The 13,883-nt window shown below is 48.2% G+C and carries 13 protein-coding genes; 4 read left to right on the top strand and 9 right to left on the bottom strand.

Annotation, left to right across the window (positions count from 1 at the left end):
- Positions 1–46: 46 nt before the first annotated feature.
- Entirely contained in the window at positions 47–811 is a 765-nt protein-coding gene (locus CWC22_RS12800) for a substrate-binding periplasmic protein (RefSeq protein ID WP_138537726.1), read from the top strand.
- On the opposite strand, the gene CWC22_RS12795 is transcribed toward CWC22_RS12800, so the two are convergent.
- Positions 796–1,500: a hypothetical protein gene (locus CWC22_RS12795; protein ID WP_138537727.1), complete on the bottom strand. Its 705-nt coding sequence runs from the start codon at positions 1,498–1,500 to the stop codon at positions 796–798. The two genes, CWC22_RS12800 and CWC22_RS12795, sit on opposite strands and share 16 nt — an antisense overlap.
- A gap of 130 nt (positions 1,501–1,630) precedes the next feature.
- Here CWC22_RS12795 and CWC22_RS12790 point away from each other — a divergent pair, with 130 nt between their 5' ends.
- Together CWC22_RS12790 and CWC22_RS12785 are read left to right on the top strand one after the other, a co-directional pair.
- Entirely contained in the window at positions 1,631–2,821 is a 1,191-nt protein-coding gene (locus CWC22_RS12790; RefSeq protein WP_138537728.1) for a helix-turn-helix domain-containing protein, read from the top strand.
- A 109-nt stretch (positions 2,822–2,930) separates the two neighbouring features.
- A complete protein-coding gene (locus CWC22_RS12785; RefSeq protein ID WP_171045033.1) occupies positions 2,931–3,098 on the top strand; it encodes a hypothetical protein in 168 nt (55 codons plus the stop codon).
- Positions 3,099–3,209: 111 nt separating this feature from the next.
- On the opposite strand, the gene CWC22_RS12780 is transcribed toward CWC22_RS12785, so the two are convergent.
- Positions 3,210–4,709: an alpha/beta hydrolase gene (locus CWC22_RS12780; protein WP_230090570.1), complete on the bottom strand. Its 1,500-nt coding sequence runs from the start codon at positions 4,707–4,709 to the stop codon at positions 3,210–3,212.
- 146 nt (positions 4,710–4,855) lie between these two features.
- Between CWC22_RS12780 and CWC22_RS12775 the strand changes: the two genes are divergently transcribed.
- Positions 4,856–6,385 carry a LytR/AlgR family response regulator transcription factor gene (locus tag CWC22_RS12775; RefSeq protein ID WP_138537729.1) on the top strand — a complete coding sequence of 510 codons (1,530 nt, stop codon included), beginning with the start codon at positions 4,856–4,858 and terminating at the stop codon, positions 6,383–6,385.
- 44 nt (positions 6,386–6,429) lie between these two features.
- On the opposite strand, the gene CWC22_RS12770 is transcribed toward CWC22_RS12775, so the two are convergent.
- The 7 genes from CWC22_RS12770 to CWC22_RS12740 form a co-directional block, all read right to left on the bottom strand.
- Positions 6,430–7,326 (bottom strand): Tim44 domain-containing protein, encoded by an 897-nt coding sequence (locus CWC22_RS12770; RefSeq protein ID WP_138537730.1) that lies wholly within the window; start codon positions 7,324–7,326, stop codon positions 6,430–6,432.
- A gap of 291 nt (positions 7,327–7,617) precedes the next feature.
- The gene (locus tag CWC22_RS12765; RefSeq protein ID WP_138537731.1) at positions 7,618–8,349 is read right to left on the bottom strand and encodes a DUF3379 family protein; all 732 of its coding nucleotides are present in this window, start codon (positions 8,347–8,349) and stop codon (positions 7,618–7,620) included.
- Positions 8,349–8,864: a sigma-70 family RNA polymerase sigma factor gene (locus CWC22_RS12760; protein WP_010382077.1), complete on the bottom strand. Its 516-nt coding sequence runs from the start codon at positions 8,862–8,864 to the stop codon at positions 8,349–8,351. The genes CWC22_RS12765 and CWC22_RS12760 overlap by 1 nt, the downstream gene beginning before the upstream one ends.
- 51 nt (positions 8,865–8,915) lie before the next feature.
- Entirely contained in the window at positions 8,916–10,547 is a 1,632-nt protein-coding gene (locus tag CWC22_RS12755; protein WP_138537732.1) for a BatD family protein, read from the bottom strand.
- Positions 10,541–12,475, bottom strand: coding sequence for a vWA domain-containing protein (locus tag CWC22_RS12750; protein ID WP_138537733.1), 1,935 nt, complete (start codon positions 12,473–12,475; stop codon positions 10,541–10,543). The genes CWC22_RS12755 and CWC22_RS12750 overlap by 7 nt, the downstream gene beginning before the upstream one ends.
- On the bottom strand, positions 12,472–13,461 hold the full coding sequence (locus CWC22_RS12745) for a vWA domain-containing protein (protein WP_138537734.1): 990 nt from the start codon (positions 13,459–13,461) through the stop codon (positions 12,472–12,474). Before CWC22_RS12745 ends, CWC22_RS12750 begins: the two co-directional genes overlap by 4 nt.
- Entirely contained in the window at positions 13,454–13,882 is a 429-nt protein-coding gene (locus tag CWC22_RS12740) for a DUF4381 domain-containing protein (protein ID WP_171045034.1), read from the bottom strand. The genes CWC22_RS12745 and CWC22_RS12740 overlap by 8 nt, the downstream gene beginning before the upstream one ends.
- Position 13,883 lies beyond the last annotated feature (1 nt).

Genomic DNA, 13,883 nt, shown 5'->3' with positions numbered 1-13,883 from the left:
TACTAAAATAATCGAATAAACATAACCTTAAAAGCTCGGTAGGTGGATGAATAAGTCTCTGTTATTGTTGCTGTTGTTGTGCAACAACGCGTTTGCCGGGCCCTTGCACTTTGTGTCAATCAATTATTTGATTGAGCAGGAAGTGGGCCGTCTGGTTTTACCGGAAATCTATCAAAAGCTTAATGTGTCAATTGTCATTACACCTTATCCGGGAAAGCGTGCACAGCAGCTGGTACGCAGCGGAAAAAGACATGGTGAAATCATGCGCATTTTTAGCTATGGTAACGAAAACCCTCACACTATCCGTGTTCCTACGCCGTATTATATGTTAGAGACGATGGCATTTATTCGCAATGATGGCAAAGTTAACATCCAAAGTGAACAAGACTTAAGGCAGTACCGAATTGCAAAAGTACGTGGTGTAAAACACACCAATAACATCACCGAGGGGATGCCCCGAGTTGAGGACACTGATACCACCATCCAGGCGCTTAACTTGGTATCTAAGGGGTTGGCCGACGTTGCGCTGACCAATCGTATTGATGGTTTGGTGATGCTGGCGCAGGCGGGGATTGAAAATGTAATACCTCACCAGCGCAGTTTTCGTGAGCTCGCGCTCTACCACTATATCCATAAGGATCAGCAACATTGGGTCGAAGAAGTGGATGCCGTATTACGCGGCATGAAGCAAAGCGGTGAACTGGCAGAGTTAATAAGAAAAGCAGAGAACCAGGTTATCACGCAGCACTGTCGGCAAAGCACAACGGCGACTGCACTATGCCAACAGCATATGCTTCACGAGGAAGATTGAGCAGCGCGATTGGCGCGCCACCGACGTATCTTATTGCCAAAGCTGAGCTTTAAGCGCCAATAAATAATCACAAGTAAGATGAGCAGGCCCGGTAGCTCTAACATACCTGAGTCGACAAAAGACTGTGGTAGCATCTTGGCGGCACCTTGTGACACAAATGAGCCGACCGATATAAACAAGGCAAAGCACATTCTCCATAAATGACGCATCAATCGCGGTGTGGAGGCAAGCCCTTGTGCATAGACCAAGCGCACGTCGCCAACAAAAGACAATGCAGCGAGTACCGCAAAAAAGTAGTAATCATAGGCACTTATACCATGTTTTATTTCAGCCTGGCTGGTGCCCGCGTGATTGCTGAAGTAAACACAGGCAATTACAATCAGCAGCGAGCACACAGGAAATGTGTAGTCAAACTTTCCTTGTGTATTAGGTGGAGATTTGACAGCCAGCCACGCTGACAGAACCAGATAGGTTGTAAAGATGCCTGCGATGGCGGTGATGATCATAGGCTGTAATATCGCGATCACTGCGCCGCTGACAGCCATTATCAACATAGTGTAGACAAACCAGGTACCTGCTAAAGCATGTAATGACTTTCCTTTTGCCACGGCGATAGCGGTTGCACCAGCGGCAATGGCAACGCTCCCAGTGATTATGTGCGCTAGCATGGTGAATGTAATCTGTTCCATCTTATGATCCTGTATATTGCGATGTGGTTGAGTTGCACTTTATACTGACTAGTCAAAGACTGTCGTCCGATACTAAAGGTTAGGACATGAATAATAATTATAAGTATTTAATTCATAGGGTTGAGTGGTTTTGTTTGAGGCTGAATTAGCGTTTGTGTACACCTTTTTACTCGGTGCTGTTGGACTGGCTTTAACTGTGTTAACTGGCAGGGCGAGGCGCTGGCATTGTTATCGGGCGCTGGTACTGTTTCTTTTTTCGCTGTTTGTTATTTTGTCGGGTCCGTTTGTCTTTACACACTATCCGTCAGCCCAATATATCTATATCGCAGCTATCGTTCCTGCCTGGTTGCTGCTGTTTCCTTGCTTTTATTTATACACGCAAGCTTTAACATCACCCGTCCCCTGGCAATTTAATCGCGCTAGTATGTGGCATTTTATCCCTGCCAGCGTTTCATGTGTGCTGTCAGCGAGTCTGATGCAATTGCCTGAATCCGAGTTATTTGCCATTTTCTTTGCAGAGGATAACGTCGAGCTAACGGCTGACGCACGTTTTACAGTCTTGCTGATCATTATCTTGATGCTGTTTTGGCCGGTGCAAAGTTTGCTTTATGTGCTACAGGCCTGGCGCAAGGTGATGAACTACAGGCGTAAGTTGCAAGCGGTATTTTCAAACACCCAGGAGCGCGAACTGAACTGGTTAGTTGTGGTACTAATACTGATGTTATTTACCTGGTGTTGGCTGGCACTGACACTCTTTCAGGATTTAAGTGCGCAACCCACGTTACTGCGTGAAGGGGGTATAGCAGTCCTGAGCGCTATTAGCATTTGGTTTGTGCTGTTTTGGTCATTACGACAAAAACCAGGTTTTGACAAAATCTATGGTTTCACCGAGCAGCTTGATGTGACAGGCGATGAGCATCGTGTTGTGACTAAGGAGCGTAGCGAAGTTAAATACCAGCACTCAGCGCTGAGCGATGAGCAGTCAAAACGCATTGCACAGAAGATCCATCGCGCGGTGGTGGCTGAGCAACTTTACCTGGATCCCGATCTGACTCTATACAGACTGGCTGAGTCTATCGGAGTATCAGCCAATTATGTGTCTCAAACCCTGAATCAGACCGTGGGACAATCGTTTTTTGACTATATCAATAAGGCACGGATTGACGCAGCGATTAAGCTGCTGCTGGCTGATGATAAGACTGTACTGGACATTGCTATGGCGGTCGGCTTTAATGCGCGCTCGTCTTTTTATAAGGCATTTAAAGCACATACAGGAATGACACCGGGTGAATATAAAAAAACGGCACGTGCCAGCAGGTAGATATTTCAGTGTATAAATTTTGTTGCATTTTGGTTGATTTAATTTGTTGTGTTTCTAGGGTTCAAGGACTAACGTAAATGTGGCGATTAAATAAACAAGGAAACAAAAAATGAAAGTTAAAATAAATAAACTGAAAAACCTTACTGGCAATAACCGTTTACCTGCTAATCAAACACCTCAGGTGGCAGGTGGTAAGCATATTGAAATTACTAACTACAGACAGTGCGTTGCCAGTGAACCTAACTGGGGTTGTACAGGCGGTGCATGTCGGGATTGATAGCCAGCACTTGCTAGCCTCAGCGCCTTATTGCGACGCTGAGGTGCTGGCTTATTAAAGTAGCTGCATTGAACTGCAGATTAAAATGGCCTTCCAAAAGTAAACTAATGTTTAGCGTTTAATCAGTAAATCCGGTAGCGGCACACTAATCTTTTGTTCATTCACAGACTCGCCAGCCAGAAACCGGCGGATGGTTTGCGTGACCTCTGGTGAACGCATAAACAAATTGTGACCTGCGTTTCTTATAATTACCTGCGTAACGCGACTGAAGTGTTTTACAGCCTCTCGCTGGCTTTGCGGGTAAGTGCGCCCATCTAGTGAACCTGAGAGCAATAATGTTGGTACATCAGATACTGGAGGGGCTCTAAATTCATCACCTAGGTCAAGTTTGTCGATCACGCCCTGAAGTTGTGGCATTGGAAAGTTTAGATACGGTCCAAGCAAAGCTGAACTGCTTTGGTGATTCACTTGTTCCAGCCGTTGTTGTGTAATCCCAGATGCGATGTCCATGGCCAATGGCATCAGTCTGAAGCTGATTTGCGCTTCGCTAAAATAACCTCTGTTTGCGATGTGCTGAAGTGGCTCAATGATCCCCATATCCAAAGCCCGGTAAAGTGCCAGCAGGCGTTTCAGGCCTCGATGTGGATCGGCTATCATCCCAGATGCCAGACGCTGCATATGCCAGCGCTGAAACAGAAAATCTGTTTTCTTTCCTTTATTATCAGAAATATGTAAGGTTATTGGTGCCGTTTCAAGGCGCTTGTGGACTCTTCGGATCAGCCCGGCAACATCCGGGTAGAGAGCTTTGGCTTTTGATTGCGTGTTAATAGCACTCTGAACGCGGGCAAAGTAAGCGTCTGTCTGAGCTGGGAGTTTAACTGTCTGATTGAGCCCCTCGACACTGGCGAGGACCAACTTATCCAGATTGTTAGGCATGGTTTTGGTTGCGGCCAATGCCAGGTGAGTACCATAACTGATCCCCCATAAAGTCAGTTTGTCAGCTTTTAGATGGCGTCTCAGGTCATTCAGATCTTGGGCACTTTGCTCTGTCGTATAGCCTTTAATGTCAATTCCCTGCTGTTGCCAGAATGTGGCACACTCAAGCGCAGCGCGTTGGTACAAGTGCGCCACTTCCACATCTGTTTGTTGCTTAGCCGAATGAGTGGAAATGCTCGATTGGCATGCTGGTAGAGCATCGGATTTACCGGTACCACGCTGATCCAGTGCAATCACATCCCCAAATTCACGCAGGGCCATAAACAAAGGAAAACGAAAGTTGGCGTATTCAGCCGTTTTGATGCCAGAACCGCCGGGCCCCCCGGCGAGGTAAATAATAGGGCTGCCAGGTGTTTTAGTGGTGGCAGGAAAGCGTACATAATGAATGTGAATATCCCGGCTGCCAGCCCGGTTACGGTTTTCCGGAACGGTGACAAACCCTGAAAAGGCTGCTACTTGTTGGTTGTCCTGGGTCTTGAAAGTAATAGCCTGTTCATTGTCATATGTCAGTAGGGGCAGATCCTGAGCGAAAGCACCTAAGGTCATTATTGTGCTGAGGAATAGCAGTACGGGTATGATGTAGCTGCGAAAGTGCGTGTATCTGAAGTCTTTCATAGTGATATTCTTGTTTGCTAATTGTGCCTCCAGTTAACCTTGTTCCGTTCGAATTATCATGCGATATTCTATCAAATGTATTGATTTTAATAGTAATATCGATAAACGGTTGAATTCAACCGACCAAAGGTCGAGGTGGGGGAAGTGTGCAGTATTGTGATTACCAGCGTTTAAGAGCTGTGTTTTGTACGCTGCTATTATTGGTATCAGCTAATTCGATAGCACGAGACTGGACACACATTAATTATCAGCAGATACGTGTCTGTCCGGGTGGTGAAGTAATACCAAATTTTGAAGATGATGCGTGCACAACACAGTCGTTTTTTAGTGCTGACCCACAGGGACGGGCTATCTGGATAGAAGCTTCGCTGCATTTGTCTGAACGCTGGCAAGAAGGCGCTGAACCACTAGCATTTTACTTGTTTGCGAAAGCCTCTAGTAAAGTCTATCTCAATGGCAGGCTATTGGGCACTAATGGTCGTGTTTCACTGGATGGCGAACATGAACTTGCCGGGCGTATGGACACCCGCTTTTATGTGCCCCCGGGTTTGATAAGAACCGGTGAAAACCGGGTGGTCATACATTTGTCTTCCCACCAGAGTATCTTGCGCCTATCTTCTCCTTTACACCTGGCAGCACTGGGCAAGTATCAAAACAGCACTGATTACTTTGGCATTGAGCCGCATATGCAACTCAGTGTGCTATGTATTCTGCTTCTTGGTGGACTTTATTTACTGATGCTGAGGTTAAGCCCTTTGCGGGCTAAGATCCCTTCCGGGTTGATTTGGTTGATTGGTATCGCAGTTGTTCAGCTAGCTGCTGAACAACTACGTGGCTGGTTCAGTTACCCGTATCCTTTGCATGATGTCAGATTAGTGCTGATCTTAGTGTGTGCCATGACCTTTGGCTTTGGACTACTGGTTTATTTACTGCGCCTGTGTCAGTTCGATACCAAAGTCAAGCTGAGTGTTCTGGCACCCGTTATAGGCCTTACCTCGATGTTGGTATTTTTTAGTCCCGGGTTTGATCTAAAAACGACGCTGGCGGTGAGCATCCCTGCGCTTGCCGGAGTGGGGGTTGCGTGCTGGTATTATTATCGGCATCGTACCGGCAAAGCCTTACTATTTGCTGCTACCTTGGGTGTTTTTGTTATGGCAGCAATGCTGAGTCTGCAGTCGTTTCACAGTCTGCTTTTCTACGTTATGGTAACCCTGTTACTGGGTGTGTTATTGGGGATGCATATTCGCCAACTGGGTGAACTTCAGATACAGACCATGGCTGATCAGCAGGCCATTGCCAAGTTGCAGGTTAAACTTTCCCAACTGAACAAAACGGGCACGCAGCAGTATCTCACGCTGACTTTTGGTAGTGCGGCTGAACGTATTGATGTCGGACAGATATTATGGTGCCGTGCTGCGGGCGATTATGTTGAGTTACACCTGGACGGAGGCAAAGAGCGCTTATATTCGGGAACACTGAAAAGCTTGATTGATAAACTCCCTGGCACATTCATGCAGGTCCACAGATCTTACCTGGTTGATTTGGATAAGGTCAGACGAATTGCGCTAAATAAGGATAAAACGGAATCTGGCTATGCGTTTCTTTATCTTAGTGACGGTAATCGCGTGCCCGTCAGTCGGCGTTTGCTAGGTCAGGTGAGGGGAACTATTGAGTGAAATACAGTGTGCTACCAGGCGGTGCTGGTAGCACAGGTGTCGAACTAGTCGATTAAATCTTCTACGCCGACGATAACCCAAGGCGAATCACCTTGTGTCTTTCTTTCCAGGTGCCAAACTTCGTGAATTGGCTCTTCCTGCTTATCGCCAAGGTCACGATATTTACCTTTGAACATGACACTTACTTCCCAGGCGACCGGTGTGGTTTCCGCACGTACCAACTGAGCATCAACAAACATCACTTCGGTTGCTACTTCACCGTGTTGTGCACGGTCCTGTTTAAACTCTTCGACCAGCTCCGGGCTCAGGTATTCGGCCAGGGTCGCAAAGTCACTCTGGTTCCAGGCATTCTGAACTGTGTGATAGTGATCACGTGCGCCTTGCAAGAAGCCATTTACATCAAAATCTGCAGGCAGGTTAAAGGGTACCTGTTCCTGCTGTTGACCAAATCCACCGCTCACTGGGGCCGATTGTGGTTGCTGACGAAATTGTGGCTGATGGTTTTGCGGTTGCCCACCATTGTTTTGGCCAAAGTTGCCACCACCAAAGTTACCACCTTGCGGCATACCCGCCATATGGGGTTGTTGGCGTTTGGTCATAAAGGATTTGATCACCTTGAACAACACAAAAGCCAGGATGGCAAACAAGATCATTTCCATAAACTGGAAGCCTTCAAAGTCATCGCCCATCATGGCCGCGATCAGGCCTCCGGCAAGTAAGCCACCCAGTACGCCTGCCATGATGCCTTTTTTATTGGACTTAGGTTTAGCGGTATTAGGTGCCAGAGTCTTAGTATCGACTTGTTTTTTTTGTGCTGTGGTGCTGGTTGCGTGGGTTTTACCCGCACTTTTCTTGCTGCCGAACTTTTTCCGTGCTTCTGCACTGAAGCTGGTAGATACCAGAACGGCAATGAGTGTCATTAAAACAACAAACTGTTTCATGGTGTTCCTCTGAGTTTTAGTTCTGAACGCATTGTAGTTAATCAATGCGGTGAAGCGAAGCGATTTCAAGCGCCTACCCCAGTAACACGGCTTTATAAAATAGGTAAGTATATGAAATTTAGCGTTTTTTTGTGATTTTTGATTAGCGTCGAAATATTCTTGCTAACTGTTCGAAAATATCTGTTATAACTGTATTTATTATCAGCTATTTGTTCTCAAAACTTGGGGAAATGATAAAGCCTCAGCACCCATAACCTGCTTGGGGCTGAGGTATTTATCTGCAAGTGGCGCTTACAACCAACGCAGTGATTCTGTCACGGCGGTTTGATACTGCTCCAGTGGGGTATCGAGATTTGCCACTAAAATGGTATCAGCGCGATCTCCGGGTTTGATGCTGCCGCTGAAGCGTTCATCAGCAAAACGTTCATTGCTACTCTTGGCATCATCGCTATCGGTTGGCACGATAAAAACAGTAACTGGTCCATGATCTGACTGGAAGATCAGGTGTAAGCTGCGTTGTCCTTTAAAATTACAAAATGTCGCGTAGGTCACTTTGCCAGGCATAGCTTCGAGCTTTCCACCAAACATTGCCAATTTCTCGTTGACTTCCTGAAGTTGCACCTCGCGTGTCAATGCGAGCGCTTCAGCTTCGTAATAGACGTGCTGCAAAGCATGTTCGCCAGCGTGTAATGGTGCATGGACTGACGTGGCGAAGTACAAGGATACTGCCAGTAAAGCCGAGGCTGCGGTGGCAAGCGGCGCCTTGAAGCGTCGGTACCAGGCTAATTGTTTGACTTCGGCGGTTTGCTGCATCGTGGTATCAGTATCTGCCTGCTGTTTTGCCAGAATCTTCTGAGCTAAATCATCAGGCACAGAAATATCTAACGCACTATGCAGCGTCGCATCAAAATCTTGCATCTCTTTGACGAGACGCTGTTTGGCCGGATCGGTGTCTGCCTGAGCAACTACATCCTTATCATTGGGATCGGCAAACAAGCGGCGGCGAAATTCGAGTTCATCCATCAGTTTGATGCCCCTTTTGCTGTTTCGGTCACTTGTGTTAAAGCCTCTTTCAATTGGTTTCTGGCACGATATAGCCTGGTCATCACCGTATTCTTGTTGAGTTCCAGGATCTGTGCGATTTCTTCGCCGGAGCAGCCCATCACGACTTGTAATAGCAGTGGTTCACGGTACTCAGATGACAACAAGCTGATCTGTTTTTGGATCATCATTTGCTCAGTCTGTGAGTCGGGTGATGCACTGCTGGTATCAATCAGAGTGTCCTGCTCAACGTCGGCGTAATCAAATTGTTTGCGTTCAAAACGGCGCGCATTCTCACGCCGCAATATGGTTAATAACCAGGATTTGGCGGCGCTATCGTCCTGCAAAGCGTCAAGTGAACGCCAGGCGCGCAAAAAGGTTTCCTGTACCAAATCCTCAGCAATGGTCGGGTCCTGGCACAACCAATAAGCAAAGCGATAAAGCTCCTTGTTGTAGACCTGGACCAGACTTTCGTAACGTTTTTGTTTTGTGGTCATGCTAATAAGACCTTGTCTCTAGCAAAGTTATTTCATCAAACCGAAGAAAAATTAATATAACGGTTCAAGATGCTGTTTTTTAGAGTTTTTAATCTGCTTATGTTGTGCCGCTAAAAGGCGATACAGCAACACCAGATCAACATTCTCCTGCTTGGCACTATAGAGCGCGCCTTGCAACTTTGCAATTTCGTTTTGCAACTCCTGGCTAAGTTGGTGACGCCAGGTATGAAGTTGTACATGGCCTTGAGCATGGGCAAGGGCTTTTAGCCCCTGATAGCAGGCGGCTAAATCAGCGGCTTTAACGGCACGTTTGATCTGCTGCAGTGCTTGTGTTTCGTCCGCTGTTACTGGTGTCTGTTCGGGTGCCTTGACCTTGACTGGCTTTGACTGACGAGTCAGAAACCAAATCACTAAGGTGACGAGCCACAATAGATAGCCCGACGTAAGCAGTGCCCAGTCAAGCCAGGTTTTTTCTGCATTATGGACTACAATCGGCGGCTCGGAGTTGGTATCTGCTTGCCTGGGGGCTTCGATAATGGGTGCCGGTGCAACGGATACCTGATTTGGATCGGCCTTTACTTCAATAGTGCGAGATGGCAAGGTTGCATATTGCACTTTGTTAATGACGGTATTAAACCAGGGCACTTTGATTTCTGGCAGAGTGTACGTCCCCGGCGTTTGAGGGAGCAGGGCGTAGGAGGCGATCAATTGAGAGATCACCCGACCATCACGGGTCATTTGTTTGCGATCAGTCTCATCTGGATAAGTCCTGAAACCATCTACATCGGGTACCTCTATGTCAGGCAGTTGTTCTTTAGTTACACCGAGTGCTGTGAGTGTCAGAGTACGTGTGATTGGTGTGCCAACCACAACGGCTTGATCGCTTGGTTGCCATTCTTCGCTGAGGTTGACCAGTTCGCTGGGTAGCCAGGTGCCTGAGTAGGTGTCGGGGATTGGCTTGACCTCTACCTCAATGCTGTCACCCATCGCCGATACAGCCAGGCGACGGTAGCCCTCGCGTATTTGGCCATTAAAGATGGGCGGCTCAAGTGTAAAGGTACCGCTTTTTTGTGGTTGGACCAGATATTCTCGAGTCACTACCATATAACGACGACCATTGACGATTTCGTAGTCTTCACTTTGTTTGCCCAGCTGGGCAATTTGTGCTTCTTGCATTTGTGGCGCACTGAGCTGACCATCAAGCAGATCCTGACCGATATAGAGTTTAACGGTATACAGGGCAGCTTGCTGCACATGTAAAGTGTCTGGTTTGAGGGCTGTTTTAATAAAGAGGTTTTGCTGCGCTTCGCCATCTTGTTCGCGGGCAAGCACTTTGAGTTTGATAGGACGGGACTGTTGGCCTGCTACCTCAAAGCTGGGAATGGTAAATTCGCCTGCTTTGCGCGACAACAGTTGCATTTGCCAACTGGTCGTGCTGTTCATGCTGCCATTGATGATGCTGGTTCTGGAGCTGGTGCTGATTGGGCTGGTGACAAACTGACCACTCAGCGCACTGGTGTCGGGGATCTGGCCCGAGACCTTGCCGTTGGCTTCTATGGTCAATGTAAAGTATTCACCGACCAACACCGGGTTTTTATCTACACTGGCGCTGAGTTGGTCTACGGCCCAGGCAGGCATCATTGTAATAAGTAAGATCACGGATCCCAGTAATCGCGTTACCATGATTTTTCGACTCCTCGCGGGTGACGCTGGCGCACCCGTTGTTGTGATTCCAATAACATTTTGTTGCGTAGCAAGATGGCCGGATCGTCCGGTACTTTACGAAGTAACTGATCGAGTTGCTGCGCTTTTTCTTTCTCTTGTGGTGTCAGTGGGCGACTTTGCATCAGTTGCTGTGCGCGCTCCGACTGCTCCTCACCGTCAGCAGCCTGTTGCTGAGCTTGTTGTGCAGACTGAGCGGACTGCTCTGCCTGTTCTTGTTGCTCATTTTGTGCAGCAGATTGCGCCAGCTCAGGCGCATTGTCGTTGTCTGATTGTCCAGCGCGATCTGAGTCCGAACTTTGCTGCTCTTGCGCGTCACTGTCAGATTGCTCGCCATTTTGCTGCTCCCCTTGCTGGTTACTTTCTTGTTGTTCACCACCTTGTTGCTGCTGCCCGCTTTCCTGCTGCTGGTCGCTTTGTTGATCATTACCTTGCTGCTGACCATCTTGCTGTTGCTCACCATCTTGTTGCTGATCTTGCTGATCGCCAGATTGCTCCTGGTTGTCAGACTGATCGCCATTTTGCTGTTGTGACTCTTGTTGCTGGGCTTTTAGATCTTCAACAAGCTGCTTATTATCCTGTGCTTGTGTGAAATCAGGGTCCAGCTGCAAAGCCTGTTCATAGGCTGCAATGGCCTCGTCCAGTTGCCCTGATTTAGCCAGCGCATTGCCATAGTTGTACTGGCCAATGGCTGAAGTCGCGTGTTTAAGTTGTTCCGCTGCCTGCGCGTACTCACCGGCCTTGTACAAAGCGGTGCCTTTTAAAACGGGATCCTGAGCACTTTGCGCTTGTTCAAAGTCACCTTGTTGGTATGACTCCAGTGCTTGTTGGTCCTGATTTTTAAACCAGTTACTCCAGTCTGCACTATATCCGACTTGCGGCTGTATCAGTGCCACGACTAAAATTGCCAGCGTAAGTGGCTGAGAGCGCATTAACCACAGCGCCAGCGGCACTATGATAAATAGCAGGTATTTACCGGCATCCAAATGCCAAAGGGCCTCACCAGGTTGCTCATTGCTGTCTAAGTCCGTCACTTTATTAGGGGCAAATGTTTTGATGTCGCTGTCGCTGTGGGTGTAAGTGGCATAGCGGCCTCCCTGGCGTGAGGCGAGGGCTGAAAGGCGCTCAGGGTCGAGTTTAGGGACTACAATTTGCCCGTAGCGATCTTTCAAAAAGCCACCCTCAGGCAGGCCAATTGGTGCACCTTCTAAGGTGCCAATACCATACACATGCAGCGTATAATTTGTGCCATTAAATAAATCTGAAATATCCGCCAGTTCGTCTTGCTCTACCTCATCGCTGATCAGGATAATTTCACCGTCTGCGTAACCTGCCTGATCAAGTAAGATCTTGGCCTGATCCAGGCCTGCCAGCACGTTAGCGCCTTTGCTGGGCATGATTTCAGGACTCAGGCTGGGCACCAGGTTTTCTAGTGTTTTAATATCATCCGTTAATGGCGACACCACAAAGGCATCTCCAGCATAGGCAACCAGTGCAGTATCACCTTCGGTAAATTGACCAATCATATCCAGGGTTTTGAAACGAGCCTGGGTCAGTCGGTTAGGCTGAATATCTGTGGCATACATTGAGTACGACATATCCATGACCAGTACCCGGGCTTGTTTGCTTTTAAAAACGGGTACCGTGTGCTTTTCAAAGCTGGGTCCTGCTGCGGCCAAAATACTGAGTAACAGCAACAGGCTGACCAGCCAGGGTGTACTACTGCCTTGCTTTCGGGGACCATCTTCCAATACGAACTGGGCAAGATGTGGGGCGATCAATTGGCCGTCGTTACTACGATGACGTTTAATCCACTGTATGCCTGTCAGCAGTAGCCAGGGAAGGAGCAACCACAACAAAGCGGGGCGAATAAAAATAAACTCGGTCATAGTGGCTTCACTCGCAATTGTCTGATGGCTTTACTGAGTAACGTCAGGCTCCATAACGCCAGCGCTATCAGTAAGGGGACATAAAAGAGCGACAGTCTGGGTCTGAAGGTTTGGTTTTCATCGGCTATCGGCTCAAGCTTATCGAGCTCCGCATAGATCTGCTGTAGCCCTTTCACATCTTTGGCCCGGAAATACGCACCACCGGTTTCAGAGGCGATGTGTTTGAGGGTATTCTCATCTATGCTGCTGCCAGTCATACCGCCCATGCCAAACAAGCTAAACCCACCCTGACCATCCGAACCGACACCGACGGTATAGATTTTAATGCCTTCTTCGCGGGCGAGGATCAGCGCTTCTTCTGGTTTCAGATTACCGGCAGTATTCTGGCCATCGGTGAGCAAGATTAAAATACGGCTGCTTTGCTCTTTTTGGTTGAAGCGCTTGACCGATAACCCGATTGCGTCACCAATGGCGGTTGCGCGTCCAACCAGACCTATCTGTGCTTCGAGTAACATCTGGCTGACGGTTTGTAAATCCCGAGTCAAAGGGGTTTGTAAAAAGGCGGTATCGCCAAATAAGATCAGGCCCAGTCGATCTCCCTGACGTTCAACGATGAAGTCAGATAAAACCGCTTTGACCACCGACAGGCGGTCGACATATTTGCCCTGGTAAGCCATATCTTGTTCTGTCATCGAGCCTGACAAGTCAACGGCCAGCATAATATCGCGTCCTTCGTTGGGTAAGGTGATTGGGTCATCAAGCCAGCTGGGGCCGCTCAGTGCCACAACCAGGCATAACCAGATCAATGCTTCTAGCACATTAACGCTGCGTTTCGGGCGAGCCATATTTTGTCCGGAGCCGCTTTGTTGCTGATAGCCAGGCATTCGTAAGCGGATCTGAGTTTGTGCAGTGGCTGGCTTAAGGCGTGCAATCAGCCAGGGCAGGGGAAGCAAGAGCAGCGCCAGTGGCCAGTCAAGTTCAAACATTGACGGCCTCCTTGGTTTTGAAGGTTTTAATTGCCGACATCAGCTTAGTGCACGCCAGCGTCGGGTTACTGCTATATAACGAATTGAGGTCCTGCTGGTCGAACTGCTGGCCTGTGAGTTTGTTGAGCAACTTCAGCCACTGTGCTGTAGGCTGAGCTGCGTGCTCATTGCCATAATAGTGCCGGGCCAGACGTTTTAGTATGCCATGTAATGCCAGTGCATCCTGGGCATGTTGTTCACTCAGCTGAATGGCTTCGCGTTTGGCTGCATTATGCTGCCATTTTTTGACAGCCAGCCAGATACTGACGCTCACTATCAATATGACTGCAATGATCACCGCCCAGCTGACAGGGGTAAGCGGCCACCAGTCAACCTGCTCGGGTGGGATCACATCATGAAGCGCGTCTAAGGGGTTCTGCATC

Origin of the sequence: Pseudoalteromonas rubra (assembly GCF_005886805.2) — a bacterium.
GTDB classification, from domain to species: domain Bacteria; phylum Pseudomonadota; class Gammaproteobacteria; order Enterobacterales; family Alteromonadaceae; genus Pseudoalteromonas; species Pseudoalteromonas rubra_D.
Note: the sequence above shows the minus strand (reverse complement) of the source record. Positions and strands in the feature narration are given on the sequence as shown.

What these genes read in the sequence shown, in the direction of transcription:
- CWC22_RS12800 (WP_138537726.1), top strand. Translation starts at nt 47, where the DNA reads ATGAATAAGTCTCTGTTATTGTTGCTGTTGTTGTGCAACAACGCGTTT.
- CWC22_RS12795 (WP_138537727.1), bottom strand. Translation starts at nt 1,500, where the DNA reads ATGGAACAGATTACATTCACCATGCTAGCGCACATAATCACTGGGAGC.
- CWC22_RS12785 (WP_171045033.1), top strand. Translation starts at nt 2,931, where the DNA reads ATGAAAGTTAAAATAAATAAACTGAAAAACCTTACTGGCAATAACCGT.
- CWC22_RS12780 (WP_230090570.1), bottom strand. Translation starts at nt 4,709, where the DNA reads ATGAAAGACTTCAGATACACGCACTTTCGCAGCTACATCATACCCGTA.
- CWC22_RS12770 (WP_138537730.1), bottom strand. Translation starts at nt 7,326, where the DNA reads ATGAAACAGTTTGTTGTTTTAATGACACTCATTGCCGTTCTGGTATCT.
- CWC22_RS12765 (WP_138537731.1), bottom strand. Translation starts at nt 8,349, where the DNA reads ATGGATGAACTCGAATTTCGCCGCCGCTTGTTTGCCGATCCCAATGAT.
- CWC22_RS12760 (WP_010382077.1), bottom strand. Translation starts at nt 8,864, where the DNA reads ATGACCACAAAACAAAAACGTTACGAAAGTCTGGTCCAGGTCTACAAC.
- CWC22_RS12755 (WP_138537732.1), bottom strand. Translation starts at nt 10,547, where the DNA reads ATGGTAACGCGATTACTGGGATCCGTGATCTTACTTATTACAATGATG.
- CWC22_RS12750 (WP_138537733.1), bottom strand. Translation starts at nt 12,475, where the DNA reads ATGACCGAGTTTATTTTTATTCGCCCCGCTTTGTTGTGGTTGCTCCTT.
- CWC22_RS12745 (WP_138537734.1), bottom strand. Translation starts at nt 13,461, where the DNA reads ATGTTTGAACTTGACTGGCCACTGGCGCTGCTCTTGCTTCCCCTGCCC.
- CWC22_RS12740 (WP_171045034.1), bottom strand. Translation starts at nt 13,882, where the DNA reads ATGCAGAACCCCTTAGACGCGCTTCATGATGTGATCCCACCCGAGCAG.